This is a genomic window from Streptomyces sp. NPDC059201 (genome assembly GCF_042754585.1).
GTDB lineage: Bacteria > Actinomycetota > Actinomycetes > Streptomycetales > Streptomycetaceae > Streptomyces.
Map to the genome: position 1 here is coordinate 992,402 of NZ_JBHZBB010000001.1, position 25,356 is coordinate 1,017,757.

Genomic DNA, 25,356 nt, shown 5'->3' on the forward strand with positions numbered 1-25,356 from the left:
ATCAGGAGGTGGGCGTGAGCGTCCCCGATTCCGAGTACACGGCCGAGTTCCGGCCCACCCACGTCGTGCCGCGCGGCGGGCTCTCCGCGTGGCAGGTGCCCGACCCCGGATATCCGACGGTCCCGCTGGACGCCTTCCTGCCGGTACGGCTCATGGACCGGACCGGCGACTGGGGGCAGGTGCTGTGCTCCAACGGCTGGTCCGCGTGGGTGGACGCCCGCCTCCTCGTCGCCGTCCCCGACGACCCTCCGGCCGCGGGCCCCGCCCTCACCCGGACAGCCGACCCGCGCCCGCTCATCGCCCGCGCCGAGGACGCGCTGGGCCGCTACCGGCGGGCCGTGGACGAGCTGGCGGCCGGACGCGCGGACGGAGAGACCTTCCGGCGCCGCACGCGCGGCCTGCGGGTCGGCATGGTCGTCGACGGCGAGGCCGTGTGGCTGTACGACGCCGAGCACGAGCGCTGGGTGTACTGCGACGGGGTCGGCCTGACGACGTACGCGGCCAACTCCCCGCCGTCCCGCAAGGCGGAGACCCCGGGGCCGGAGCAGGCCGGGGCGGCGGGGGCGGGGACCTCGGGCCCGGAGGCGGAGGATGCGGAGGAGCCCGGCGAGGCGGAGCCCGTACCGGAGAAGGCGCGGCCGGCGCCGGTCGCGTACGAGCCCACGCAGGTGGTGCCAGAGCTGGATCCGGCGGCGGTCGCCGGCCCGCCACCCACCCAGGTCGTGCCGCAGGCCGACCCCGAGCCGCCCCCCGCTCCCCCGCCCACCCAGGTCGTACCGCAGGCCGACCCCGCGAAGACCCCCGCTCCCCCGCCCACCCAGGTCGTGAGTCGGCCTGCTGACGCGGACGGCGAGCGCTGATGGCCGGCGCGGGTGGGGGTGCGGGTGGGGTGCGGGACGGTGGGTTGCCTGCGGGGCGGCCATCGGGGTTGGCCGGGAAGGAGATCGCGGGGTATCGCGTGGAGGCGGAGATCGGGCGCGGCGGGATGGCGGTCGTGTACCGGGCGCGGGATCTGCGGCTGGACCGGACGGTCGCGCTGAAGCTGCTCGCGCCGGAGCTGGCCCGGAACGACACCTTCCGGAAGCGTTTCGCGCACGAGTCGCGGGTGGCGGCGTCGATCGACCACCCGCACATCGTGCCGGTCTTCGAGGCGGGCGAGACGGAGGGGATCCTCTACATCGCGATGCGGTACGTGGCCGGGCGGGACCTGGTGGCGCTGCTGGCCCGGGAGGGTCCGCTGCCGCCGTCGACGGCGGGCCGTATCGCCACGCAGGTCGCGTCGGCGCTGGACGCGGCGCACGCCCACGACCTGGTGCACCGGGACGTGAAGCCCGGGAACATCCTGGTCGCGGAGGGCACCGACCGGGACCATCCGGAGCACGTCTACCTGACCGACTTCGGGCTGACGAAGAAGTCGCTGTCGCTGACCGGGTTCACGACGGTGGGCGAGTTCGTGGGCACGCTGGACTACGTGGCGCCCGAGCAGATCTCGGGGAAGCCGGTGGACGGCCGCTGTGACGTGTACAGCCTGGCGTGTGTGGTCTTCGAGACGCTCGCCGGGGTGCCGCCGTTCCGCCGCGACACCGACTGGGCGGTGCTGTGGGCCCAGCAGTACGACCCTCCGCCTCCGCTGGCCGAGCACCGGCCGGGGCTGCCGGAGGAGGCGGACGCGGTCTTCGCGCGGGCGCTGGCGAAGACGCCCGAGGAGCGGTACGGGACGTGCCTGGAGTTCGTCACGGAGCTGCGGGCCGCACTCGCGCGCGTACCGGGCGGTCCGGCGGCCGCGACCGGGGCGGGCACCCGGGCGCCGGGCCCGCCGCCGGAACCTCCCCGGTGGGCTCAGCCGGTGTTCCGGCGCCTCGGTTCGGGTTCCTAGCCCCGCTGTTCGGGTTCCTAGCCCCGCTGCTCGGGTTCCTGGTCCCGCTGCCCGGGTCCCTAGTCCCGCTGCGGCTCGGACCCGGCGTCCGCAGGGATCTGGCCCCGGTGCCGCGCGCGCGTCGCCAGGAGGCCCGTCAGGAAGCCGGCGACGAGGCCCCAGAGGAGGGCGAGGCCGGCGGTGCGCCAGATGTCGGGGCGGAGCATGACCTCGCCGCCGAGGGCCGCCAGGTCGCCGATGCCGAGGATCGACAGGCCGAAGCGTGCCTGGACGAGGGTGAGCGGGGCGATGGCGAGCATGGTGAGGGCGAAGGCGACGCCGAGGTGCAGGGCGTGCTGCCAGGGCCGGACGCGGGCCGGGGAGCGTACGGCGGCGACGAAGCCCGCCGCGAGGACGAGGACGGCGGCGATGGGCAGCAGCCACCAGGCGCGCCCGTCCTGGGCGGCGAGCGAGGACAGGTCCACCGTGGACAGGTCGGGGGACTCGCCGCCGCCGCGCAGCACGGCGTCGAGGATCTGCGGCATGGGGAGGCCGAAGGGGCCCTCGACCTTGCCCTCCCAGGAGCCGCCGATGCCGACGCCGAGGGCGAGCCAGCTGACGTTGGGCAGGCCGAGGAGGATGACGGCGAAGGTCTCGGCGGCGTGCCCCTTGGTGGCGGCGACGACGAGGCCGATGACGAGGCCGACGGCCACGTACGCGAGGAGCAGCAGGAGCATCGCCGAGGCGGCGGGTCTGACGGCCTCCTGGTAGCGGAGCACGCGCGCGGGGAGGGGGCTGCGGCGGGAGACGAGGAGGGCGACCAGGAGGACGCCGAGGATCCACAGGAGGCCGTAGCCGAGGGTGGGGCCGACGAGGGTGCGGAAGCCGACGCTGGGATCGGCCGCGTCGATGAGTTCGCCGAAGAGGTCGGCGAGGGGTTCCTGGGAGTCGCCGACGCCGAGGGTGAGGGGGAAGTCGTGGCGGGCCATGGCGGAGAGCCCGGCGAGGGCGGCCAGCCAGAGGACGGTGACGGCCCCGGCGCGCGCCGCGAGGTCTCCGGCCCTGGCGACCGCGTGGTGGCGGAGCGGGCGGAGGAAGACCGCGCCGGTGACGAGCGCGCCGACGAGGGTGACGGTGAGGGGCATCGCGGTCAGTTCGCCCTGGGTGCCGGCGAGGGAGCCGGCCGAGCCCGCGATCTCGACCTGTCCGCCCGCGGCCATGACGACGACCGCTGCGAGGACGGCGGCGAAGCCGCCGGGGAGGTCGGCCGCTCCGGCGGCCCAGAGGCCGAGTCCCGCGGTGACGCCCATCGCGAGATAGCCGGCGACGACGGCGGCGAGGGCCTGGACGGCGATGCGGAGCCCCGCGGGGGCGGGGGCGCCGGCGGGGGCGCCCGGGCCGGTGGCGGGGGGCGGGGTGTGGGGGAGCCGATTGCTCACTCTGACCACGCTAGTCCGGCCCGGGCGGCTCCGCCTGCGGGTGCGGTCCGTCCGGACCGCCGGCGGAGCGGCGCCACCGCCTTGGTGACACTCCGTGAACACGACCCCATAGGAGGCATCCCTAACCGGATCCGGCTCCGCCAAACGGCCTCTTGACCGACGATGCGGTAACGCTCCGGCGTCGGCTTCGAGACGGCGAGAAGGTGTTATGCCGTCGTTATAAACGAAGCTTTTGGCCCTGTATCCACGCTTTCGCACCCCGGAAACTGTGAGGTGATCGTCCGGCTTTCGAGGCATAGCCGTCTGGGCATACCACGCCTCGCCGCTCCGCGGAACCCTTCGGGGCCATGAAGTTCACGGCTGCGCTGGGTAACTTCGGCGCCCATGACCACAGCTCACACAGCACCGGAACGTGTCCGGGACGAAGCGCCGGTCTCTCCCCGGGGTTGGACCATCGGGCGGCCCCGGGCCGGCGATGGCGCCCAACTCTGGCGGCTCGCGCGGGAGTCCGAGACGCTGGACGTCAACTCCTCCTACAGCTACCTCCTGTGGTGCCGCGACTTCGCCGAGACGTCCGCCGTCGCCCGCGACGCGGACGGGCGGCCCCTGGGCTTCGTGACCGGCTACCTCCGCCCCGACGCGCCGCGGACGCTGCTGGTGTGGCAGGTCGCCGTCGACGCCTCGTACCGGGGGCACGGCATCGCCGGGGCGCTCCTCGACCACCTGTCGGAGCGCGTCGCCGACGCGTACCCGCTCGACGCCGTCGAGACGACCATCACCCCGGACAACGTCGCGTCCGAGCGCCTGTTCAGCGCCTACGCGCGGCGGCACGGCGCCGACGTGACCCGGACGGTCCTCTTCCCGTCCTCCGCGTTCCCCGGCCCCGACCACGAGTCCGAGGTGCTGCACCGCATCGCGCCCCTGGCCTTCTGACCGGGCCGCACCGCACCGCGCGCCACGACCTCTCCCGCACGCTCCGCCTCACGCACCTGGAGTCCGTATGACGCTCATCGCAGGAACCGCCCCCGCCCCCACCGTCTTCGAGACCGTCGAGTCCGAGGTACGCAGCTACTGCCGCGCCTGGCCCACCGTCTTCGAACGCGCCACGGGCAGCCGCCTGTTCGACGAGCACGGGCGCCCCTTCCTCGACTTCTTCGCCGGCGCCGGCTCGCTCAACTACGGCCACAACAACGCCGCCCTGAAGCGCCCGCTCCTCGACTACCTCGGCGGCGACGGCATCACCCACGGCCTCGACATGTCGACGACGGCGAAACGGCGCTTCCTGGAGACGTTCCACTCGACCGTCCTCGAACCCCGCGCCCTCCCCTACAAGGTGATGTTCCCCGGCCCGACCGGCACCAACGCCGTCGAGGCGGCGCTCAAGCTCGCCCGCAAGGTCACCGGCCGGAAGACCGTCGTCTCCTTCACCAACGCCTTCCACGGCATGTCCCTCGGCTCGCTCGCCCTCACGGGCAACGCCGGCAAACGCGCCGGGGCCGGCGTGCCGCTGGCCCACACCACCCAGATGCCCTTCGACCACTACCTCGGCGGCGTGACCCCGGACTTCCTCTGGTTCGAGCGGCTCCTGGAGGACTCCGGGTCGGGCCTGGACCACCCGGCCGCCGTGATCGTCGAGACGGTGCAGGGCGAGGGCGGCGTCAACGTGGCCCGCGCCGAGTGGCTGCGCGGCCTCGCCGACCTGTGCCGCCGCCGGGACATGCTCCTCATCGTCGACGACATCCAGATGGGCTGCGGCCGCACCGGCGACTTCTTCTCCTTCGAGGAGGCCGGGATCACCCCGGACATCGTCACGCTCTCCAAGTCCATCAGCGGCTACGGACTGCCCATGTCCCTCTGCCTGTTCCGCGACGAGCTCGACGTGTGGGAGCCCGGCGAGCACAACGGCACCTTCCGCGGCAACAACCCGGCCTTCGTCACCGCCACCGCCGCCCTCGACACGTACTGGCGCGACTCGACGCTCCGCGACCGCACCCTGCGGCGGGCCGCCACCGTCGAGGCCGTGCTCGGCGACCTCGGCACGGGGACCGTGCCCCGCGGGCGCGGGCTCGTGTGGGGGCTGGAGTTCGAGGACGGCGAGCGCGCCCGGGCCGTCTGCCGGCGCGCCTTCGAACTGGGCCTGCTCGTGGAGACCTCCGGGCCGCGCGACGAGGTGGTCAAGCTGCTGCCCCCGCTGACCGTCACCGACGACGAGCTGGACGAGGGCCTCGGCATCCTCGCCCGCGCCGTCCGCCACACCGCCTGACCTCACCTGACACCGCCCCCCAAGACAAGGAGATCCACGTGATCGTCCGCAGCTTCGACGAGCTGGAGAACACCGACCGCCACGTGCGCGCCGCCTCGGGCACCTGGGAGAGCAAGCGCATCGTCCTCGCCCGCGAGCGCGTCGGCTTCTCCCTCCACGAGACCGTGATGTACGCCGGGACCGAGACCGCCATGTGGTACGCGAACCACGTCGAGGCGGTCGTCTGCACGGCGGGCGAGGCCGAACTCACGGACCACGAGACCGGGAAGACGTACACGATCACGCCCGGGACCCTGTACCTCCTCGACGGCCACGAGCGGCACACCGTCAAGGTCAAGGAGGACTTCCGCTGCCTGTGCGTCTTCAACCCGCCGGTGACGGGCCGCGAGGAGCACGACGAGAACGGCGTCTACCCGGTGCTCGCCGAGCCGGGCGACGCCTGAACAGCCCTGGACCGCGCCCCCGTTCGTACGAGAAAGGCCCCGCACGCGATGACCACCGCCCCCGCCCGCCCCGTCGACCCGTACCCCACCCGCGGCACCGAGGAGGCCCTCGTCTACCGCAAGGAGCCCGTCGTGTGGTCCGAGCCCGGCACGCCCGGCCCGTTCTGGCCGCGTGAGCTGGAGCAGTACGAGCGCAACGGCTTCTTCGCCGTCGATGCCCTCGTCTCCCCCGAGGAGGTCGACGAACTCCGCGCCGAACTGGACCGGTTGGTCGCCGATCCCCGGACCCGCGAGGACGAGCGGGCGATCGTCGAGCCCCGGTCCCAGGAGATCCGCTCGGTCTTCGAAGTGCACAGGATCAGCGAGGTGTTCGCGCGGCTCGCCAACGATCCGCGGCTGGTCGAGCGCGCCCGGCAGATCCTCGGCTCCGACGTCTACATCCACCAGTCGCGGATCAACGTCAAGCCCGGCTTCGGCGCCAGCGGCTTCTACTGGCACTCCGACTTCGAGACCTGGCACGCCGAGGACGGACTGCCCCTGATGCGGGCCGTGTCGGTGTCGATCGCGCTGACGCCGAACTTCACCACCAACGGCAGCCTCATGATCATGCCGGGCTCGCACCGCACCTTCCTCGGCTGCGCGGGCGAGACCCCGAAGGACAACTACAAGCAGTCGCTGCGGATGCAGGACGCCGGCACCCCCTCGCACAAGGCACTCACGACCTTCGCCGACGCCTGCGGGATCGAGCACTTCACCGGCGACGCGGGATCCGCCGTCTGGTTCGACTGCAACGCCCTGCACGGCTCCGGCGACAACATCACGCCGTTCCCCCGCAGCAACGTCTTCCTCGTCTTCAACAGCGTCGAGAACGCACCGGAGTTGCCGTTCGCGGCCCCGGTCCGCCGGCCCTCCTACATCGCGTCCCGGGACACCACGCCCCTCGGCTGAACCTCCCGATGCCTTCCCGGCCCGCTCGCCCCTCCCGAAAGGACGGACATGACCACGCACCCCTCCCGCAGACAGCTCCTCACCCGGGGCGCGTTCCTCGGCGGGGCCCTCGCCGTTCCCGGGCTCCTCGCCGCGTGCAGCCGGACCGAGGTCGGCACCGGCGCACCGGCCGGTGACGCGGACCTGCTGGCGAAGCTGCGGAAGCAGGGCCACGTCCGGGTGGGCTTCGCCGGCGAGGCCCCGTACGGCTTCCAGGACGGCGGCGAGCTCGCCGGGGAGGCGCCCACCCTCCACCGGGAGATCTTCACAGCGCTCGGCATCCCCGAACTCAAGGGCACCCTCACCGAGTTCGGCGCCCTCATCCCCGGGCTGCTCGCCGGGCGCTTCGACGTCGTCAGCGCGGGCATGGCCATCACGCCCGAGCGGTGCGACAAAGTCGCCTTCTCCGAGCCGGAGTTCGTCTCCCCCACCGCGCTCATGGTCCGCAAGGGCAACCCGAAGGGCCTGCGCGACCTGGCGTCCTGCGCGAAGAAGAAGGTCCGCGTCGGCGTCCTGACGGCCGCCGTGGAGGGCGGGTACGCGAAGGCGGCGGGCGTCCGGGACGGGGCCGTGGTGACCGTGGGCAAGCAGCAGGACGGGCTCGACGCGCTGCTCGCCGGCCGGATCGACGCCTTCGCCCTCACCGGCATCTCCCTGCGCTGGCTCGCCCGCACCAACGGGAGCGCCGCCGTGGAGGTGCTGGAGCCGTTCGTGCCGGTCATCGACGGGGTGAAGCAGTACAGCCCCGGCGGCGCGGTCTTCCGTAAGGGCGCCGAATCCCTGCGGGACGCCTTCGACGACGAACTCGCGCGCATCACCGGCGACCCCGACCGGTACGTGGCGCTGATCGGGAAGTACGGCTTCACCGCGCGCGAGGTGCCGCCGCGCACCCTGCGCACCGCGGAGCTGTGCGCGGCATGACGGGCTCCGGCACGGCCGCGTTCCTCAACGAGCTGGGCCAGGCCCTGCCGGCGATCGGCGAGGGGCTCCTGGTCACCCTGGAGGCCACCGCGCTCGGCGCGGTCCTCGCGCTGCTCGTCGCCTTCGCCCTGGGCCTGGCCTCCCGCTCCCGCGCCCTCGTCGTCCGCGGCGCCGCGCGCTTCACCGTCGAGTTCCTGCGCGGCACCTCGCTCTACGTCCAGCTGTTCTGGCTCTTCTTCGCTCTGCCGATGCTCGGCTTCCGGCTGGAGCCGATGGCCTGCGGGGTGCTCGCCTTCGGCCTCAACTACGGGGCGTACGGGGCGGAGGTGGTGCGGGGCGCGATCGCGGCCGTGCCCGCCTCCCAGACCGAGGCCGCGATCGCGCTCGGCATGGGGTCGCGGCTGCGTCTGCGGCGGGTCGTGCTCCCGCAGGCGTACCCCCTGATGGTGCCGCCCTTCAAGAACCTCCTCATCCAGCTGCTGAAGGCGACTCCCCTGCTGTCCCTCGTCACGGTCACCGATCTCACCTTCCAGATCGACCAGTTGCGCGCGGCGACCGGCGGCACCGCCGCCGCCTATCTGCTGCTGCTCCTGCTGTACTTCGGCGTCGCCGCGCTCCTCGGGGCCGGGATGAACGCGCTGGAGCGCCGGGCCAAGGCGCGGCTGGGCGTCGTCGGAGGTGGTGCGTGATGTGGGACATGGACGCGGCCCGCGCCGCGCTGCCCGTCGTGCTGTCCGGCTTCGGCGTCACCCTGCTCGCCACCGTTCTCGGCTTCGCCGTCGCGGTCGTCGCCGGGCTCGGCGTGGCCCTGATCCAGCGCTCCGGCGCCCGGTGGATCGCCCTGCCCGTGGGGGCGGTCGCCTCGTTCGTGCGCTCGACGCCGGTGATGGTGCAGCTGTTCGCCGCCTGGGTACTGGTGCCGGGTCTGGACCCGCTCACGCTCGGCGTCCTGGTCCTCGGGCTGCACTACGCCACGTACCTCTCCGAGGTGTACCGCGCCGGCATCGACGCCGTACCGAAGGGGCAGTGGGAGGCGTGCACGGCGCTGTCCCTGCCGCGCCGGCGGGTGTGGCGGGCGGTGGTCCTGCCGCAGGCCGTACGGAAGGTGCTTCCCTCGCTCGGCAACTACGCGATCTCCATGTTCAAGGAGACGCCGTTCCTCTCGGTCATCACCGTGAACGAGATGGTCCACGAGGCGAGCACCTTCGGCAGCACCCACTTCGCCTATCTGGAGAGCTTCACCCTGGCCGCCGCCGTGTTCCTGCTGGCGAGCTGGCCGACGTCCCTGCTCGTCCGCCGACTGGAGGCCCGCCTTGCCCACTGAGACCGCCCCCGAGAGCGCCCCCGAGGCCGCGTCCGCGCACCCGCCGGACAAGGTCCGGTTCGCCCGGGTGACGAAACGCTTCGGGGACCACGCCGTCCTCGACGGCCTCGACCTCGCGGTCGCGCCGGGCGAGCGCGTGACCCTGATCGGCCCGAGCGGCTCCGGGAAGACGACCATCCTGCGGCTGCTGATGACGCTGGAGCGGGTCACGGACGGCGTCGTCCACGTGGACGGGGAGCCGTACTCCCACATGCCGTCCGGCGGCGGCAAGCTCGTCCCCGCCGACGAGCGCTATCTCGCGCCGCGCCGCAGGCGGGTCGGGATGGTGTTCCAGCAGTTCAACCTCTTCCCGCACATGAGCGTCCTGGCGAACGTCATGGAGGCGCCCCGGCACGTCCTGGGCCTCGACGGGGACGAGGCCGCCGCGCGCGCCCGGGACCTCCTCGGCCTCGTCGGGCTCGCCGAGAAGGAGGACGCCCATCCCACGCGGCTCTCCGGCGGGCAGCAGCAGCGCGTCGCCATCGCCCGGGCCCTGGCGATGCGGCCGGACCTGCTCCTCCTGGACGAGGTGACGTCCGCGCTCGACCCCGAACTCGTCGCGGAGGTCCTGGACGTGCTGCGGGACGTGGCCGCGAGCACCGACATCACCATGCTGTGCGTCACCCACGAGATGGGCTTCGCCCGCGACATCTCCGACCGGATCCTCATGTTCGACGAGGGCCACGTCCTGGAGTCCGGCCCGCCGGAGGAGCTCCTCGACGCGCCGGAGCACGAGCGGACGCGGGCGTTCCTCCGGTCGATCAAGTGAAACGCCGTCACCCCCGCCGTCACCACGTGGCCGGCGGCGGCGCTGTGGGTGGGGCCGGAGGGTCGTACGGGGAGGTCGGTGGGTTCCAGGTGGGGCCGGGGTCGGGGGCGAAGGGGCCCCAGCGGTTCTCCATCGCGACGAGCGCGAAGAGGGTGACGGCGAGGGTGAGGATGATGAGGGCCATACCGATGGGGTTGTTGGGGTTGTAGGTGTAGCGGTTCGTCCCCCAGCGGCTCTTCTTGAAGACGGGCTCGTCGCTGTTCACAGGTGCTTTCCTTCCTTTCAGCGGTCGACGCGCAGGACGAAGACGGTGGCCTGGACGCCGATCAGCGCCGTGACGGCCGCGGTGACGAGGACGGCCGTCCAGCCGTCCCAGAGCGCGCCGGAGGCGAAGCCCGCGAGGAGGGGGACGGCGAGTACGCCGCCGATCTTGGCCGGGCCGAAGCGAATCCGGTCCCTGAAGGGCAGGCCCCGCGCGATGCGCCGGGCGCGGCGGCCGCCTCCGTACGCGCCGATGAAGGCGGCGACGGCGAACCAGACGCAGGCCGTGACGACGCCCGCGAGCGGTCCCACCTCGCCGTCCGGCAGCGCGTCCAGATCCTCCCGCACGCCCGCGTGCAGGACGGAGACGCGGACGTCCCGCCACGCGGTGAGCTCCACCTCGTCCCCGGGCTCCAGGAGCTGGGACAGCTCGCCCGTCGTGCTCAGGTCGAGCGGCCGGTCCAGCGATCGGTCCAGCGGGGCGGGCGCCGGTGGGCGCAGCCACACCCGGAAGTGGCGTGTCTTCCCGGAGCGGACCTCCTCGGTGGACTCCACCGTGCCGTGGACCGCGCGCAGGCAGTCCGCCTCGTCCGTGGCCGGCTGCCCGGACGGGCAGGGCCCGGCCGCGAGGTACGCGCGCTCCGCGGCGATCTGCGCGGGGAGGGTCGCGCCGAGCCCGTAGGCCGCTGCGAGGGCCAGCAGGCCGAGGAGGGCGCAGAGGCTGCCCCAGGCGCGCTGCCGGAGTATGCCCCGTCCCGTCGTGGTCGTCCGCATCCGCCTCGTACTCCCCCCGTTGCCGCGTCCGGGGTCGCTGACGTTCCCCGGGCGACTCGATTGAGCCACACGGCGGATGGCGTGTGTCAGGTGTGTCGCCAGCAGCCCGGCGGGGGTTCCGGTACCGGCCTCCGGCAATGTCGCCGTCCGGTGCGGGTGCGGTGCTCCGTGGGCGGGCGGTGCGGGTGCGGGGTGGGCGTGGGGCGCTCAGAATGGGCGCCGAACGGAAGAAAGGGAAAAACGTGACTTCCCAACCGCCGCCGTCCGGCCCTCCGTCGGTTCCCCCGTCCGGTCCGCCCACGGGCCCGCCCTCGGGTCCGCTCTCCGGCGCGGCCACCCGCCCCGGGGTGGCCGGTCCGCCGTCCGTGCCGCCGCACGACGGCTCCGGCGGGGGTGGAGGGGGTGGAGGCGGGGGCGGTGGCGGTTCCGGGGGCGGGCCGTCGGACGGTTCCGGCGGCGGGAGGCACGGCGGGACGCCGTGGTGGCGGTCCGTGCCGAAGGTCGCCTCCCTGACCGCCGTCGTCGTGGCGGCAGCCGCGCTCAGCGTCGTCCTCCTCAGCCGGTCGGACGACAAGGGCGACACGGCCGGCAACGGTGGCAGCGGGGAGGTCTTCCTCCAGAACACCTCCGCGTCCGGTCCCGATCCCTTCACGGCCTCCACCGCCAATACCGACAGCGAGTCCGGGGCGGCGTCGCTCGCGCCGCGCACCGGTACGGCGGAGGCGGCCACCCCGAAGGTGTCGGGCTCGACGCCCGGTCTGTACGGCGGTACGCGCGCCACGGCGAGCTGCGACGTCGAGAAGCAGGTCCGCTTCCTGGCCGCCGATCCCGCCAAGAACGCGGCCTTCGCCGGGGTCCTCGGCCTGGAGCCGAACGCGGTGCCGGGCTATCTCCGCTCCCTGACGCCGCTCCAGCTCCGGGTGGACACCCGGGTCACGAACCACGGCTACCAGAACGGCTCCGCCACCAGCTACCAGGCGGTGCTCCAGGCGGGGACCGCGGTCCTCGTCGACAGCCGGGGCGTGCCCCGCGTGCGGTGCGCCTGCGGCAACCCGCTGACGGAGCCGGTGGCCCAGGAGAAGCCGCGCACCACGGGCACCCCGTGGCCGAGCTACAACGCCTCCCAGGTCGTCGTCGTGGCGCCGTCGGTGAAGGTCGTGAACGTCTTCGTCGTGTACGACCCCGAGGACGACGCCTGGTTCGCGCGGAAGCACGGCGACACGGGCCGGCAGGACAAGCCGACCCCGCCGCCGCCCAGACCGACGCCGACCACCACCTCCGCGTCGCCGACCACGTCGGCGACGTCCCCCTCGGTCACCCCGACCTCGCCGACGCCGTGCGTGACGGTGACCGGCGACGAGACGCCGGAGCCGACCGACGGCGTGACGCCGTCCGTGTGCCCGAGCACGCTCTCGCCGACGCAGACGACCCCCACTCCGTCGCCCTCGACGACCGACACCCCGACGGAGTCCCCCTCCGACTCGCCGTCGGAGCCGCCGACCGAGACCCCCGACACCCCCGACACCCCCGACACGACGACCGAGGAGCCGGAGACCACCGACACCACGACGGAGGCCACGACCGACACCACCACGGACGTCACGACGGAAGGCACGGACCCGACCACCGACACCGCCTCGGCGGCGACGCCCTCCGACCTCTCCCCCCTGCCCCCCACCGTCCCGGCCCCCGGCCCCGGCCCTCACCTCGTGGCCTGAGGCCCCCGCCCCAGACGGACGCCCGTCCCGGACCTCTCCGGTACGGGCGTCCGCGTCGTCCGGTCGGCGGGGCGGTGGGAGCGGAGGGTGGCGCGCAGGGTGCGCAGCCAGGTGGCCACGGGGAGGGGGCGGGCGGGGCGCTCCTCGGCGTACCGCTGCCACAGTCGCTCGTCGCGGTCGGTGAAGTGCGTGGTCATCGTCGTGCTCCTCTCGGTGGTGCGCGTCGGGGATGTGGCCCGTCACGCAGTTCATCGGACGCGGCACCAGGCCACTGACGGAGAGTCTGTAGCCTTATTGGCCCGGATAGCAGAGCCAATAAGGAGTGATTGGCATGGCCGATGGCCGTGTGGTCCACACAGCGGACCGGACCTTGTCGGGCCGCCAGCTCGCCTCCCTGCTCACCCCGCCGACGGAGGGCCGCTTCGGCTATCGGGAGCTGGCGCGGGCGGTGCGGGAGGCGCTGCTGGACGGGCGGGTGGCGCTGCGGCTGCGGCTGCCCGCCGAGCGGGAGCTGGCGCAGGTCCTGGAGGTGAGCCGGACGACGGTGACGGGGGCGTACGACCTGCTGCGGGAGTCCGGGTACGCGCACAGCCGCCGGGGCGCGGGGACGTGGACGGCGCTGCCGGACGGGCAGGCGCCGACGTCGCTCGGCCCGTTCCCGGACACGGCGGGCGAGGTGATCGACCTGGCGCTGGCCTCGCCGCAGGGGCCGCGCGCCGAGCTGGCGGAGGCGCTGACGGAGGCCGCCGCCGAGCTGCCGCGGCTGGCCGCCTCACAGGGCTACCACCCGTACGGCCTGCCGGAGCTGCGGGCGGCGGTGGCGGAGCGGTACACCGAGCGGGGGCTGCCGACGCGGCCCGAGCAGATCCTGGTGACGACGGGGGCGCAGCAGGCGCTGTCGCTGGTGCTCACGCAGTTCGGGCGGCCGGGCGACCGGGTGCTGGCGGAGAACCCCTCGTACACCAACGCCCTCGACGCGATGCGGGTCCGGGGGATGCGGGTGACGCCGGTGCCGGTGACGGACGCCGGCTGGGACACGGGTCTCGTGGACGCGGCGCTGCGGCAGACCGCGCCCCGGCTGGCGTATCTGATCCCGGACTTCCACAACCCGACGGGCCGGCTGATGCCGCGCGAGCAGGGCCGGGAGCTGGCGCGGGCGGCGCGGGCGACGGGGACGTGGCTGGTGGTGGACGAGACGCTGACGGACATGGCGCTGGACGTGCCGGCCCCGGCGCCGTTCGCCGCGGCGGCCGGGCCCGGTGCCGGGGAGCAGATCGTGTCGGTGGGCTCGCTGAGCAAGAGCTGCTGGGGCGGGCTGCGGGTGGGCTGGGTGCGGGCCTCGGCGCGGGTGGTGACGGAGCTGACGCGGACCCGGGTGACGGCCGACCTGTCGGGTTCGGTCCTTGACCAATTGGTCGCGGTGGCGCTGATGCGGCGCCTGGAACCCATCGTCCACGCGCGCGTGGCGGAGCTTCGGCGCCGCCGGGAGGCGCTGGGCTCGGCGCTGGCCCGGCACCTGCCCGAGTGGCGGTGGACGGTGCCGCCGGGCGGGATGTGCCTGTGGATCGACCTGGGGCGGCCGGTGGCCACGCAGCTCGCGGCGCGGGCGCTGCGGCACGGGGTGCGGGTGGAGGGCGGGGCACGGTTCGGCGTGGATCCGGGCACACACGAGCACCGGCTGCGGATCCCGTACACGCTGCCCGAGGAGGTGTACGAGTCGGCGGCGGAGCGGCTGGCGGCGGCCCTGGAGGGGGCGCCGGGTCGGTTCGCGGATCCGGCGCTGCCGGAGTGGGTGGCCTGACGGGTCGGCCTGACGGGCGCACGCGCGCGTGGGTGCGGGGCGCGGGGGCGTGCGGGGCGTGGGGGGCGCGGAATATCCGGATGCTCCGACGGCGGACATGCCTGTACGGTCCAACGAGTGGAACCGTTGACTGAGAAAGAGATCCGTTCGTCGTTCGTGAACGCGACGAAGGGTGATGCCGCGCGGCTGAAGCTGCCGCTGGACTTCGCCGAGACGCCCTGGGACGACCTGGACTTCCTGGGGTGGGTCGATCCCGGCGCGCCGCTCCGGGCCCATCTGGTGGTGCGCCGCGAGGAGGGCCCGCTCGGGGTGTCCCTGCGGGTGCCGGCGACGGGCCGGACGAGCGCCGTGAAGACGAGCATGTGCCAGATCTGCATGACGGGGCACGCCTCGTCGGGCGTCACGCTGCTGGCCGCCCCGCTGGCCGGGGCCCGGGGCCGGGAGGGGAACACGGTCGGCATCTACATCTGCTCCGACCTGGCCTGCTCTCTCTACGTGCGCGGGAAGCGCGTCCCGAAGCTGCGGGGGCTGCGGCACGAGGAGACCCTGTCCGTCGCGGAGCGCGTGGAGCGGATGACGGGGAACCTGGACGGGTTCCTCGCGCGCGTGACGGCGGGCTGAGCCCGCCATGGGGGCGGCCCGGGATCCCGGGCCGCCCCGACGGGCTCTCACAGGGTCAGCGGAACGCCTGCTCGCCGGTGAGGGCCTTGCCGATGACGAGGGAGTGGACCTCGCTGGTGCCCTCGTAGGTGAGGACGGACTCCAGGTTGTTGGCGTGCCGCAGCACCGGGTACTCCAGGGTGATGCCGTTGGCGCCGAGGATGGTGCGGCACTCGCGGGCGATGGCGATGGCCTCGCGCACGTTGTTGAGCTTGCCGACGCTGATCTGCTCGGGAGTCAGCTCTCCGGCGTCCTTGAGCCGGCCGAGGTGGAGGGCGAGCAGCATGCCCTTGCCGAGCTCGACGGACATGTCCGCGAGCTTCTGCTGCGTGAGCTGGTACGAGGCGAGGGGACGCGCGAAGACGGTGCGGTCCTTCGCGTAGGAGATCGCGGTCTCCAGGCAGTCGCGGGCGGCACCGAGGGCGCCGAAGACGATGCCGAAGCGGGCCTCGTTGAGACAGCCGAGCGGGCCGGAGAGACCCCGGGCCTCGGGCAGCATCGCGTCGGCGGGGAGCCGGACGTCCTCCAGGACGAGCTCCGCGGTGACGCTGGCCCGCAGCGACAGCTTCATCTTGATCTCGGGGGCGCTGAAACCGGGCGTGCCGGCGGGGACGAGGAAGCCTCGGACGCCCTCCTCCGTGCGGGCCCAGACCACGGCGACGTCGGCGACGGAACCGTTGGTGATCCACATCTTCGTGCCGTTGAGGATCCAGTCGGAGCCGTCCCGCTTGGCGTTCGTCCGCATCGCGCCCGGGTCGGAACCGGCGTCGGGCTCGGTCAGGCCGAAGCAGCCGATGTACTCGCCGGCCGCCATCTTCGGCAGCCACCGCTGCTTCTGCTCCTCGGAGCCGTACTTCCAGATCGCGTACATCGCGAGCGAACCCTGTACGGAGACGAGCGAGCGCAGCCCGGAGTCGACGGCCTCCAGCTCCATGCAGGCCAGGCCGTACGCCACCGCGCTGGTCCCGGCGCAGCCGTAGCCGTCCAGGTGCATGCCGAGCACGCCCAGCTCACCGAGGGTGCGGGCCAGTTCGCGCGCCGGGATCTCGCCCTTCTCGAACCAGCCGGCGACGTGCGGGCGCAGCTCGCGGTCGGCGACGGCGCGGACGGTGGCGCGGATCTCGCGCTCCTCGTCGCTGAGCAGGCCGTCAACGGCGAGGAGGGCGAGGGGGTGGGTGGGGGTGGACGGCGAGGACTTCACGGGCGGCCTCCTGGCGGCTGTGACGAGGGTGTGCTCGGCGTGGCGTGCCGAAGCGTAGCCGCAGATTGGATTTTGGATCCAGTATTGAAAATCCGATCTCCGACGCCTACGGTCCGATTGGATCCAATCTCCAATGTGCTGGATCCAGGATCCAGGATCCGACGCACACCGAGGAGCGCGGAATGCCCACGCAACACACGGAGCACCCGGACCACACGGCCCCCACTGCCCCCACAGGCCCCACGCGCCACCCCGCCGAGGCCGACGCCGGCGCCGATACCGACGCCGACCTCCGCCCCGGCGCCCTCTCCGGCGTCGTCGTCGCCGACTTCGGGCGGGTGCTCGCCGGGCCGTACATGACCATGCTCCTGGCCGACCTCGGCGCCGATGTCATCAAGATCGAGAGGCCGGGCGGCGGGGACGACACGCGCGCCTGGGGTCCGCCGTTCGCGGACGGACAGGCGACCTACTTCCTCGGGGTCAACCGCAACAAGCGGTCCGTGACCCTCGACCTCACCGATCCGGACGGCCGGGCCGCGGCGCGGGCGATCGTCGACCGGGCCGACGTGCTGGTGGAGAACTTCCGGCCGGGCACGATGGAGAAGCTGGGCCTCGGGTTCGAGGAGGTGCGCCGCACCAACCCCGGGCTCGTCTACTGCTCGGTGACCGGTTTCGGCACCGACGGGGGCGCCGCGCTTCCCGGCTACGACCTGCTGGTGCAGGCGATGGGCGGGCTGATGAGCGTCACCGGCGAGCCGGGCGGGCAGGGGACGAAGGCGGGGGTCGCGCTCGTGGACGTCATCACCGGGCTCCACGCCGGCTTCGGGGTGCTCGCGGCGCTGCGCCACCGGGAGCGGACCGGCGAGGGGCAGCGCGTGGAGGTCTCGCTGCTGGGCTCCCTCCTCTCCGCCCTCACCAACCAGGCCGCCGCCCACCTCGGCGCGGGCGTCGTGCCGCGCGCGATGGGCAACCGGCACCCGAGCATCACCCCGTACGAGGTCTTCGAGGCCCAGGACCGGCCGCTGGTCCTGGCGGTCGGCAACGACCGGCAGTTCGGGGCCCTCTGCGAGCGGCTGGGCCTACCCGGACTCGCCGTGGACGAACGGTTCGCCACCAACACCGCGCGCGTGGCCCACCGCGAGGAGCTGACGGCGGCGCTCTCCGCCGCCCTCGCCTCCCGCACCGCCGACGCCTGGTTCGAGGAGCTCACCGCCGCCGGGGTGCCCTGCGGGCCGATCAACGACCTGGCCGGCGCGTTCACGCTCGCCGACCGGCTCGGGCTCGGCGCGCGGGTCCCGGAGGACTCCGCGGGGCCCGGCCAGGTCGCGCATCCGGTCCGCTTCGGCGCCACCCCGCCCTCGTACCGCTCCGCTCCCCCACGGCTCGGCGAACACACCGACGAGGTCCTGGCCGGAATCCACCTGTGGACAACTCGGCCGCAGGTCCAGGAATCGTAGGAAGATGACCTTGACGTACACGGACAGCGGCGGCGGAAGGTCGGAGCGATGAGCGACGCGATGGAGAGGCGAAGGCCCCGGACGGCCCAGCAGTTCGTCCTGGAGGAGCTGCGGGGCGCCATCACCAGCGGCGAGCTCCGCCCCGGCGCGCCCATCCGGCAGGACGCGCTCGCCGCCCGCCTCGAAGTGAGCCGGGTCCCGCTCCGCGAGGCCCTCAAGGCCCTGGAGGCCGAGGGCCTGGTCGTGCACCACGTCCACCGGGGCTACTTCGTCGCCGAGCTGTCCCTCGCCGACCTGGAGGAGATCTACCGGATCCGCGCCCTGCTGGAGACGGAGGCGGTCCTCCGCGCCATGGAACTGCGCCCTGAGGGCCTCGTCGCGACCCTGGAGGGCATCCAGCGCGAGGTCGAGCGCGCCTCCGAGGCCGGGGACGTGACGGTCATGGCCGAGGCCAACCGCCGCTTCCACTTCACCCTGATCGACGCCTGCGGCATGCCCCGGCTGGTCCGCATGATCACCACGCTCTGGGACTCCACCGACGCCTACCGCTCCCTCTACTACACCGACCCCGACCACCGCCTCCAGGCCGTGCAGGAACACCGCGCCGTCCTCGCCTCCCTCCGCGGCCACTCCACGGCCGAGGTCGTCCGCCGCCTCGACGAACACCGCGCCCACGCGGTGGCGGCCCTGCGCAAGGTGCTCGCCCCGGAGCGGCGGGAGGACTAAGGGGCCGCCGGAGAAATCCGGGTGCCCGCGACCGGAGGGCTCTTCTAGGCTCCGCGCATGGACTCCCATCACCTGATCAACGTCGTCGACGTCGAGGCGACCTGCTGGGACACCGCGCTCCCGCCCGGCCAGGTCAACGAGATCATCGAGATCGGGCTCACCGTCGTGGACCTGGCCGTCGGGGAGCGGGTCGGGCGGCATCGGATTCTGGTTCGGCCCGCGCGTTCCCGGGTGAGCGCCTTCTGTACCGAACTGACCGGCCTGACGCAGGCGGAGGTGGACACCGGCGTCGACTTCGCGACCGCCTGCCGTCTTCTCGCGCGCGACCACGCCGCCGGTACGCGCCCCTGGGCGAGTTGGGGCGACTACGACCGCAAGCAGTTCACCGCGCAGTGCGGGGCGACGGGGACCTCGTACCCCTTCAATCGGCGGCACACCAACGCGAAGGCCGTCTTCACCGAGGCCCACGGCCTCCGCCGCCGCCCTGGCATGGCCCAGGCCCTCGTCCACGCCGGCCTCCCCCTGGAAGGCCGCCACCACAGCGGCGAGGACGACGCCTGGAACATCGCCGCCCTCGTCCTCGACCTGGTGAGAAGGGATGCCTGGCCCACGCCGGAGGCCGGTCCCGGCGTCAGCGCTTCGGAGTGGTCGCGACCGTGAACAGCGGGTTCTCCGACCTGTCGGAGAACTCCAGGACACCGGGCTGGTCGTCGGGCACCTCCAGCACGGTGGTGCCGCGCACGAACTCGCCGGGCCGCGGGTCCGGTTCGGACAGCAGGTTCTCCTTGACGACGCCGAGTGCGGCGCAGTTCCCGCCGGTCTCCGGATCGACCTGCGTCGTCTCGCCGTCCTCGCCTGTCCAGCGCGCCCTCGACAGGAACGCGGTGTCGAACTCCTCGTCCCCCACGTTCTCGACCCTGAACTCCAGGCAGACGAACGTGGAGCCGCGCTCGGCGACCTCGGGGTCGAGGTACCGGCCCTGCGGGAGCCGGTCGGCCTGCTTGAGCGCGGTGAGGGTCACCTCGGCCGTGCTCGCCGGGACGTCGGCGATGTCGATGGGCGCGGTCTTCACGGTCAGCGTCTTCCCCTGCTTGAGCTGGGGAACGTCCTCCGCCGGGGCGCCCGGGCCCCAGCCGGAGAGCAGGGCAGCGGCGGCCGCCACCGCCGTGCCGAGGGCCACGAGGCGTGCGGGTCCGTGAGGGCGGCGCGGGGTTCCTCCCATGGCGACGGCTCCTTCCGACCGCTCCCCCGCCTCCAGCTTGCTCCCGGGGCGGGTGGGGCGCACTCCGGTCAGGGGTGGGGTGGGGACGAGGGGGTGGGCGGGGCCAGGACCGCCCAGACCGTTTTGCCGCCGGGTGGGGCGGGGATGACTCCCCAGCTGTCGGCCAGGGCGGCCACCAGGGGGAGGCCCCTTCCTCCGGCGGCCTCGTCCGGGCGTGTCACGGTGGGCAGGCGGTCGCCTCGTGCGTCGGTGACCTCGATACGGAGCGCGCCCGTCGCCGTCTCCAGGACCAGGCCGAGCCGGAAGTCGCGGCCCGGGACCCGGCCGTGCAGCACCGCGTTCGCGGCCAGCTCGGCGACGACCTGTTCGGCACGCTCCGTGATGTCCTGCGGAGCGCGCCAGAAGTACAGCTCCGTCAGCGTGAGGAGCCGGGCCAGGCGCGCGCCGCGCCGGGTCGACGAGATCAGCTGACTGAACATACGTACGGTGGTGAGCAGTTGAGGTGCCGTCTCATTCATGAGGCCACAGTGACGGTCGCCCACCGCGCTCCGCGAGGGACGCACCCCGTACGCGGTGTCAGCGTACGGGCACCCAGGGTGGACAGTACGCCTCTTGAGCCGTCACGCTGAGTAGGCCGACCGCGGGAGCTGCCGCGGGTGTACGTGGAGGTGGCGGCGTATGAGCATCGTCGAGGCCGAGGGTGACGACGACGACGTGACGGGCGAGGACGGGGAGCGGGAACCCGACCCTTCGGACAGTCTGCGGACGTTCGGCGCCGTCGTCCAGGCCCTGCGCGAGCACATGGGGCTCAGCCGGGAGGAGTTCGCGAAACTGGTCCGCTTCTCCAAACACACGGTGGAATCCGTGGAGTTGGGCCGCCGGATGCCGGACGAGGCGTTCGTCGACCGGGGCGACACGGCCCTGGGCAACACGGGAGCCCTGCGGAGGTCCGCCCCGCACCTCTCCCGGACCGAGGCGGGACTGGCCGTCTGGTTCCGGCGCTGGGCCCGCCTGGAGAAGCTCGCGGTGAGCCTGTGCACGTACGAGTGCCGGCTGGTGCCGGGGCTGTTGCAGTCGGAGGCGTACGCGAGGGCTGTGTTCGACAACAGCATCCCGCTGCTGACGGACCGGAAGCTGGAGACCCAGCTCGCGGCCCGGTTGAAGCGGCAGCAGATGCTGTGGGAACGGCCGACCATCCCCTTCAGCTTCATCGTGGAGGAGCACGTCTTCCGGCGCGGACTGGGCGGCCCGGAGGTGCAGCGGAGCATGCTGGACCTGGTGCTGGAGCTGACCACGGCGCGCAACGTGACGCTGCAAGTGGTGCCGCTGGAGTCAGAGTTCCACGGGTGCCTGGACGGGTCGGTTCGGCTTCTGGAAACTCCTGATGGACGGCGGCTCGGATACTCCGAGGGGCAACAGAACGGACGCTTGATCACCGACGCGAAAGAGGTGCGACTGCTCCACCAGCGCTATGACACACTGCGCTCGCAGGCCCTCCACCCCAAGGAATCTCGGGGCCTGCTGGAGCGACTGCGAGGAGAACTATGACCACCACGAAGGAACTCGCCTGGTTCAAGTCCAGCTACAGCGGCACCCAGGGCGACGACTGCGTCGAGGTCGCCGCCGCCGGACCGGCCGTCCACGTCCGGGACTCCAAGGACGTGAGCCGCCCCGCCTTCGCGGTCGGCCGCGAGGGCTGGGGACGGTTCGTGGCCTTCGCCGCCGGCGAGTAGCGGGGTCCGCCCGCCGCGCAGTCAGGAGCGGCCGTACGCCTCGAAGGCGCGGGCCTGCTCCTGCTTGCGCACCCGGCCCAGTTCGATGGGGCGGAGGCCGTGCGGGCGGCCGAGGGCGCGGAGGATGGCGTCGAAGTAGGGGACCGGCGTGTGGCCGGGGCCGATCACGAGCGACGACAGCAGGACCCCTTCCACCTGCGGATCCGCGTCCACGGCGGCGAGGACGGCCGTCCGGTCGGCGTCGGCCAGCAGGAGCGGGTCCACTCCGGCGGCGGTGGCGAGCGTGTTCCAGCCGACGCAGACCCGCCGGGTGGCCGCCTCGACCAGCGCCTGCCTGACCGGGCCGACCATGCCCTTCGTCCGCCTCGTCAGGCCGAAGCGCGCCACCGGAGCGGGAGCGGACGCGGGAGGGGCCCAGTTCTTCGCCGCCGCGTAGGTCCGGTCGCGGGCGGCGCGCCACTCCGCCTCCACCGTGGGGGACTTCTCGTCCGGTACCCATCCCAGCTCGGCCAGCACGTCGCCGAAGCAGGGCGCGGGGCCGTGGCCTCCATCGGGCTTCACGAGCGCGGACAGCAGCGGCTTCTCCGGCCCGTACGGCCAGTCCACCGCCGCGAGGAAGCGCACGCGGTCGGCCTCGGACACGACGGAGGGGACCATCCCCTGACGCTTCATGAGCGTGCCCCACCTGATCACGCTGCGGCACCTGGCCATGTGGGTGAGGTCCGCCCGGAGCCTGCGCACGATCTCCTGATCCTGCGGCACGAACTCCGCGGGCGCCCCGGTCTTCGCGGTCTTCGCGGGCTCGGCGGGCTCGGCGGGCTCGGCGGGCTCGGCGGGCTTCGCAGGCTGCTCGGGCTTCGTGGGTTGCGCGGGCGGCCGCTCCGGCTCGGGCGGGGCGGCCGGGCGGAGGGCGGGCCAGCGGGGGTCCGTCCGGTGCGGGAGCGGGGTCGCGGTCCCTGCGCGGATGAGCCAGGAGGAGTCCGCCGGCGTGATGAGTTGGGCGGGGCCGGCGAGCGCGTAGAGCAGGTGCGGGAGCGGAGCGGGGATCTGCGGGGGCAGGGCGATCCGCGCGCGCGTCATGGCGGAGCCCTCGCTCTGGACGTCGGCCTCGTAGAGTCGGCCGCCGTCGGCCTGCGGTTCCGGTATCTCGACCGCGCCGGTGAAGGCGATGCGTTCGGCCTGGAGCGGGAAGGCGACCTGAGCAAGAATTCCGGGAGCCTCGGGCCCCGTGGAATCGAGGGCGGGCGGCACGATGCCGTCGTGCGTCAGGCGGCACTCGGGGAGGGTCGTCCACACGACGGCGTGGCCGGGGCGCTGCGTCCCGACGTACACCTTCCGGGTGCCCTGCTCCGTACGGCAGGAGAAGCGGACGGCGTGGCCGCTCAGTTCGGCCTCGTTGTGGGCGAGGCCGCTGTCGGGGCCGTACGCCCAGTGGACGCCGGACGGATGCCGTCGGGCGAGCCGGTCGCGGTCGTCCTGCCACGTGCGCAGCGGTACGCGTCCCATCTGGACCCGGATGAGCCGCCCCTCGCCGAACCGGACCTCGACGGCCCCGCCCGGTCCCGCGCCCAGGTCCGGGTAGGTGACGGTGGCTCCCGGGTGGCCTTGGTGGCGGGCCAGCCAGTCCTGGAGGGCGCGGCCGATGTAGAGGTGGTCGGCGCTGGACTCGCCGTTCGCGGTGCGGCGGCAGTGCACGGGAGGGCGGTGCGCGAAGTGGCACTTCTTCTGCGTGTACCGCCGGGCGGTCAGCTTCTTGCCGCAGCCTCCGAGGAGGGTCCCGCAGTAGAACTCCTCGCGGGAGCGGCCGCTCATGAAGGTGTCGAAGTCGTCGTAGTCGAAGGGGAGGAAGACGGGCCGGTCGGATCCGGCCCGCCCGAGGACGGCGGTCTGGACCTTGCGGGTGTCTTCCTCGTCGGTGAACGGGGTCATGCGGGGCGGCTCCGGGCGGGTGGCTGGTCAGCTCGTGCGGGTGGCGGGTCAGCTCGTGCGGTGGCGGGTCAGCTGGTGCGGTGGCGGGTCAGCTGGTCGTGGTGGGGGCGGTGAGGCGTACGGTGGTCAGGTCGTCCTCGTCCGAGCCCCGGGAGCCGGAGAACGTCCACGCGGCGGGGGTCGCGTCGGCGGGGAACTTGTAGACGAAGACGGCGTCGCGCTTGAAGCCGGGCTGGAGTTCCTCGCCGCAGGCGTCCGCCTCGTGGTTGGCCTTGACCAGGAACGTCTCCAGGATGACGTCGAACTTCCGTCCCTCCGCGTCGAGGAGGCCCTGCGAGATCCCGCCGCCGCACACGGGGTCGAAGGAGTCGGTGCCGTCGTTGTGGACGGTCGTCTCGACGATCGCGAACTTCGCGCCCGCGCCCGCCTTGACGGTCTTGTCCTTGTCGTAGTCGTAGACCGTCACCGTCGCCGCCACGCCGACCTTCTTCACGACGACCGTCACGCCGCCGCTCTTCGCCTTCTCCCCCATGGCGAAGCTTCCGGCGGTGGACGACGGGTCGGGGCCCGGCTGAGGCTCCGTCTCCTGCGGGGGGTCGGCGGGGGAGGTGCGGGTGTCCTGCCAGATCGAGGGGCTGGACGCGGGCGCGGCGGCGTCCTCGGTGTCGCCGCCGCCGTTGCCGTCGCCGCCTCCGACAAGGGCTGCGGTGACGCCGGAGGAGACCCCGGCGACGAGCACCGTCCAGACGGCCACCAGGACGGCGGCGCGGCGGGACGGACGGGGTCGCGCGGGCGGGGCGACCGGAGGAGCGGTGGGCGGGGTGGGCGGGGTGGGTTCGCCGGCGGGTCTGGGCGGGATCATGGCAGGACACTCCTGGGGTACGGGCCCCGTCCGGGGGGCGGGCGGGGCTGGGCGGGGCTGTTTCGCGGCTCGTCGCGATCGTCAGCGTAGGGAATGCGGAGGGAACGGACGGCGGCAAGGCCGGAACTGATCGCGTGAAGCCCTGTGCTCCCCGGGAAGCGCCTGCCCGGGAGTGACGTGCCCGCCCGGTCGGGCGGAGGAGGGGACGGTTACCCTGACGCCTTGACCCGAGGAGGAAGCATGGCGCGGATGCCGTCGGCGGAGCGACGCCGGCAGCTGGTCGAGGCGGCTATCAGGGCGATGACCAGGGACGGGGTGGCCAGGACCACCACGCGGTCCATCTCCGCCGAGGCCGGGGTCTCGCTGAGCGTCTTCCACTACTGCTTCGACTCCAAGCAGGCGCTCCTCGAAGCGGCCATCGAGACGATCATCGGCGACTACGTGGCGCGGGTGATGAAGGCGGTCGAGCCGAGGGCCACCCTGCGCGAGACGGTGCTGGCCGCGCTGCGGACGTACTGGGAGGACGTGACGGCCCACCCGGGGCATCACCTGCTCACGTACGACCTCACCCAGTACGCGCTCCGCGAGCCCGGTTTCGAGCATCTGGCCCGCGCGCAGTACGAGCAGTACGTGCGGTCGGCGACGGCGCTGGTGGAGCAGGTGGGGGCGGTGCGCGGGTCGGAGCCGAAGGTGCCGGTGCGGACGCTGGCGCGGTATCTGGCGGCGGCGGTGGACGGGATGACGCTCCAGTACCTGGTCCTCCGGGATGAGGAAGCCGCCGCTGAGCAGCTCGAATTGACGGCTGATCAGCTGGTTCGGCTGATCGAGGGCTGACGACCGGCGGGGGCGGGGAGTCCGGGTCCCGCGCGGCGTCACGCGGGGTGTCACGCGGGGCGTCCCCGGGGTCTCGAAAACATCAACAGGTCATTTGACCCGGACTCTTGACTCAGTCCTCCGGCGACGCGATCCTCG

Annotated in this window: 28 protein-coding genes; 19 read left to right on the plus strand and 9 right to left on the minus strand. The window is 73.3% G+C overall.

The annotated features are described in order from the left end of the window. The first annotated feature begins 14 nt into the window (after nucleotides 1-14). Nucleotides 15-860, plus strand: a complete 846-nt coding sequence (locus ACFXMG_RS04385) for a hypothetical protein (RefSeq protein WP_383815136.1) — start codon at nucleotides 15-17, stop codon at nucleotides 858-860. Further along, complete coding sequence (locus ACFXMG_RS04390) at nucleotides 860-1,876, plus strand: serine/threonine-protein kinase (RefSeq protein ID WP_383815134.1); 1,017 nt, start codon at nucleotides 860-862, stop codon at nucleotides 1,874-1,876. The genes ACFXMG_RS04385 and ACFXMG_RS04390 overlap by 1 nt, the downstream gene beginning before the upstream one ends. A gap of 59 nt (nucleotides 1,877-1,935) precedes the next feature. On the opposite strand, the gene ACFXMG_RS04395 is transcribed toward ACFXMG_RS04390, so the two are convergent. Then, the gene (locus ACFXMG_RS04395) at nucleotides 1,936-3,303 is read right to left on the minus strand and encodes a streptophobe family protein (RefSeq protein WP_383815132.1); all 1,368 of its coding nucleotides are present in this window, start codon (nucleotides 3,301-3,303) and stop codon (nucleotides 1,936-1,938) included. 375 nt (nucleotides 3,304-3,678) lie between these two features. Here ACFXMG_RS04395 and ectA point away from each other — a divergent pair, with 375 nt between their 5' ends. From ectA to ehuA, 8 genes are all read left to right on the plus strand, one after another. Beyond that, complete coding sequence (gene ectA / locus ACFXMG_RS04400; RefSeq protein ID WP_383815130.1) at nucleotides 3,679-4,227, plus strand: diaminobutyrate acetyltransferase; 549 nt, start codon at nucleotides 3,679-3,681, stop codon at nucleotides 4,225-4,227. Between the two features lie 76 nt (nucleotides 4,228-4,303). After that, nucleotides 4,304-5,557, plus strand: a complete 1,254-nt coding sequence (gene ectB / locus ACFXMG_RS04405; RefSeq protein WP_383815320.1) for a diaminobutyrate--2-oxoglutarate transaminase — start codon at nucleotides 4,304-4,306, stop codon at nucleotides 5,555-5,557. A gap of 38 nt (nucleotides 5,558-5,595) precedes the next feature. After that, nucleotides 5,596-6,000 (plus strand): ectoine synthase, encoded by a 405-nt coding sequence (locus ACFXMG_RS04410; protein WP_383815128.1) that lies wholly within the window; start codon nucleotides 5,596-5,598, stop codon nucleotides 5,998-6,000. Between the two features lie 48 nt (nucleotides 6,001-6,048). Next, a complete protein-coding gene (thpD, locus tag ACFXMG_RS04415; protein WP_383815126.1) occupies nucleotides 6,049-6,948 on the plus strand; it encodes an ectoine hydroxylase in 900 nt (299 codons plus the stop codon). A gap of 48 nt (nucleotides 6,949-6,996) precedes the next feature. Then, nucleotides 6,997-7,908, plus strand: coding sequence for an ectoine/hydroxyectoine ABC transporter substrate-binding protein EhuB (ehuB, locus tag ACFXMG_RS04420; RefSeq protein ID WP_383815124.1), 912 nt, complete (start codon nucleotides 6,997-6,999; stop codon nucleotides 7,906-7,908). Then, entirely contained in the window at nucleotides 7,905-8,597 is a 693-nt protein-coding gene (gene ehuC / locus ACFXMG_RS04425; RefSeq protein WP_383815123.1) for an ectoine/hydroxyectoine ABC transporter permease subunit EhuC, read from the plus strand. Before ehuB ends, ehuC begins: the two co-directional genes overlap by 4 nt. Then, nucleotides 8,597-9,232, plus strand: a complete 636-nt coding sequence (gene ehuD / locus ACFXMG_RS04430) for an ectoine/hydroxyectoine ABC transporter permease subunit EhuD (protein WP_383815121.1) — start codon at nucleotides 8,597-8,599, stop codon at nucleotides 9,230-9,232. The genes ehuC and ehuD overlap by 1 nt, the downstream gene beginning before the upstream one ends. Beyond that, on the plus strand, nucleotides 9,222-10,040 hold the full coding sequence (gene ehuA, locus ACFXMG_RS04435; protein ID WP_383815119.1) for an ectoine/hydroxyectoine ABC transporter ATP-binding protein EhuA: 819 nt from the start codon (nucleotides 9,222-9,224) through the stop codon (nucleotides 10,038-10,040). Before ehuD ends, ehuA begins: the two co-directional genes overlap by 11 nt. A 19-nt stretch (nucleotides 10,041-10,059) precedes the next feature. Here the strand turns inward: ehuA and ACFXMG_RS04440 are convergent, their stop codons facing one another. Then, the gene (locus ACFXMG_RS04440; RefSeq protein ID WP_383815117.1) at nucleotides 10,060-10,305 is read right to left on the minus strand and encodes a hypothetical protein; all 246 of its coding nucleotides are present in this window, start codon (nucleotides 10,303-10,305) and stop codon (nucleotides 10,060-10,062) included. Nucleotides 10,306-10,322: 17 nt separating this feature from the next. Then, nucleotides 10,323-11,075 (minus strand): hypothetical protein, encoded by a 753-nt coding sequence (locus tag ACFXMG_RS04445; RefSeq protein WP_383815116.1) that lies wholly within the window; start codon nucleotides 11,073-11,075, stop codon nucleotides 10,323-10,325. A gap of 242 nt (nucleotides 11,076-11,317) precedes the next feature. Between ACFXMG_RS04445 and ACFXMG_RS04450 the strand changes: the two genes are divergently transcribed. Beyond that, nucleotides 11,318-12,793, plus strand: coding sequence for a DUF6777 domain-containing protein (locus tag ACFXMG_RS04450; RefSeq protein ID WP_383815114.1), 1,476 nt, complete (start codon nucleotides 11,318-11,320; stop codon nucleotides 12,791-12,793). Here ACFXMG_RS04450 and ACFXMG_RS04455 read toward each other — a convergent pair. Then, on the minus strand, nucleotides 12,778-12,990 hold the full coding sequence (locus ACFXMG_RS04455) for a hypothetical protein (protein WP_383815112.1): 213 nt from the start codon (nucleotides 12,988-12,990) through the stop codon (nucleotides 12,778-12,780). The two genes, ACFXMG_RS04450 and ACFXMG_RS04455, sit on opposite strands and share 16 nt — an antisense overlap. A gap of 134 nt (nucleotides 12,991-13,124) precedes the next feature. Here ACFXMG_RS04455 and ACFXMG_RS04460 point away from each other — a divergent pair, with 134 nt between their 5' ends. Together ACFXMG_RS04460 and ACFXMG_RS04465 are read left to right on the plus strand one after the other, a co-directional pair. Further along, nucleotides 13,125-14,594 (plus strand): PLP-dependent aminotransferase family protein, encoded by a 1,470-nt coding sequence (locus ACFXMG_RS04460; RefSeq protein WP_383815110.1) that lies wholly within the window; start codon nucleotides 13,125-13,127, stop codon nucleotides 14,592-14,594. A gap of 117 nt (nucleotides 14,595-14,711) precedes the next feature. Further along, on the plus strand, nucleotides 14,712-15,215 hold the full coding sequence (locus ACFXMG_RS04465; RefSeq protein ID WP_383815108.1) for an FBP domain-containing protein: 504 nt from the start codon (nucleotides 14,712-14,714) through the stop codon (nucleotides 15,213-15,215). A gap of 55 nt (nucleotides 15,216-15,270) precedes the next feature. On the opposite strand, the gene ACFXMG_RS04470 is transcribed toward ACFXMG_RS04465, so the two are convergent. Then, nucleotides 15,271-16,455, minus strand: coding sequence for an acyl-CoA dehydrogenase family protein (locus tag ACFXMG_RS04470; protein WP_383815106.1), 1,185 nt, complete (start codon nucleotides 16,453-16,455; stop codon nucleotides 15,271-15,273). Nucleotides 16,456-16,637: 182 nt separating this feature from the next. Between ACFXMG_RS04470 and ACFXMG_RS04475 the strand changes: the two genes are divergently transcribed. Genes ACFXMG_RS04475 through ACFXMG_RS04485 form a run of 3 tightly spaced genes read left to right on the plus strand, consistent with a single transcriptional unit; the run spans nucleotide 16,638 to nucleotide 19,298 of the window. Continuing rightward, on the plus strand, nucleotides 16,638-17,912 hold the full coding sequence (locus tag ACFXMG_RS04475) for a CaiB/BaiF CoA transferase family protein (RefSeq protein WP_383815105.1): 1,275 nt from the start codon (nucleotides 16,638-16,640) through the stop codon (nucleotides 17,910-17,912). Between the two features lie 48 nt (nucleotides 17,913-17,960). Further along, on the plus strand, nucleotides 17,961-18,638 hold the full coding sequence (locus ACFXMG_RS04480) for a GntR family transcriptional regulator (protein WP_383815103.1): 678 nt from the start codon (nucleotides 17,961-17,963) through the stop codon (nucleotides 18,636-18,638). Between the two features lie 57 nt (nucleotides 18,639-18,695). Beyond that, nucleotides 18,696-19,298 (plus strand): exonuclease domain-containing protein, encoded by a 603-nt coding sequence (locus ACFXMG_RS04485; RefSeq protein WP_383815101.1) that lies wholly within the window; start codon nucleotides 18,696-18,698, stop codon nucleotides 19,296-19,298. Here ACFXMG_RS04485 and ACFXMG_RS04490 read toward each other — a convergent pair. Continuing rightward, entirely contained in the window at nucleotides 19,270-19,860 is a 591-nt protein-coding gene (locus ACFXMG_RS04490) for a hypothetical protein (RefSeq protein ID WP_383815099.1), read from the minus strand. The genes ACFXMG_RS04485 and ACFXMG_RS04490 overlap by 29 nt on opposite strands. A gap of 68 nt (nucleotides 19,861-19,928) precedes the next feature. After that, entirely contained in the window at nucleotides 19,929-20,378 is a 450-nt protein-coding gene (locus ACFXMG_RS04495; RefSeq protein ID WP_383815098.1) for an ATP-binding protein, read from the minus strand. A 160-nt stretch (nucleotides 20,379-20,538) separates the two neighbouring features. Here ACFXMG_RS04495 and ACFXMG_RS04500 point away from each other — a divergent pair, with 160 nt between their 5' ends. Together ACFXMG_RS04500 and ACFXMG_RS04505 are read left to right on the plus strand one after the other, a co-directional pair. Then, the gene (locus ACFXMG_RS04500; RefSeq protein ID WP_383815096.1) at nucleotides 20,539-21,408 is read left to right on the plus strand and encodes a helix-turn-helix domain-containing protein; all 870 of its coding nucleotides are present in this window, start codon (nucleotides 20,539-20,541) and stop codon (nucleotides 21,406-21,408) included. After that, nucleotides 21,405-21,593 carry a DUF397 domain-containing protein gene (locus ACFXMG_RS04505; protein ID WP_383815094.1) on the plus strand — a complete coding sequence of 63 codons (189 nt, stop codon included), beginning with the start codon at nucleotides 21,405-21,407 and terminating at the stop codon, nucleotides 21,591-21,593. The genes ACFXMG_RS04500 and ACFXMG_RS04505 overlap by 4 nt, the downstream gene beginning before the upstream one ends. 21 nt (nucleotides 21,594-21,614) lie before the next feature. Here ACFXMG_RS04505 and ACFXMG_RS04510 read toward each other — a convergent pair whose 3' ends face one another. Both ACFXMG_RS04510 and ACFXMG_RS04515 read right to left on the minus strand, forming a co-directional pair. Then, nucleotides 21,615-23,522 (minus strand): competence protein CoiA family protein, encoded by a 1,908-nt coding sequence (locus tag ACFXMG_RS04510; protein WP_383815092.1) that lies wholly within the window; start codon nucleotides 23,520-23,522, stop codon nucleotides 21,615-21,617. Between the two features lie 88 nt (nucleotides 23,523-23,610). Then, a complete protein-coding gene (locus ACFXMG_RS04515; RefSeq protein ID WP_383815090.1) occupies nucleotides 23,611-24,384 on the minus strand; it encodes a DUF4352 domain-containing protein in 774 nt (257 codons plus the stop codon). Nucleotides 24,385-24,624: 240 nt separating this feature from the next. Between ACFXMG_RS04515 and ACFXMG_RS04520 the strand changes: the two genes are divergently transcribed. Continuing rightward, nucleotides 24,625-25,218, plus strand: coding sequence for a TetR/AcrR family transcriptional regulator (locus tag ACFXMG_RS04520; RefSeq protein ID WP_383815088.1), 594 nt, complete (start codon nucleotides 24,625-24,627; stop codon nucleotides 25,216-25,218). Nucleotides 25,219-25,356 lie beyond the last annotated feature (138 nt).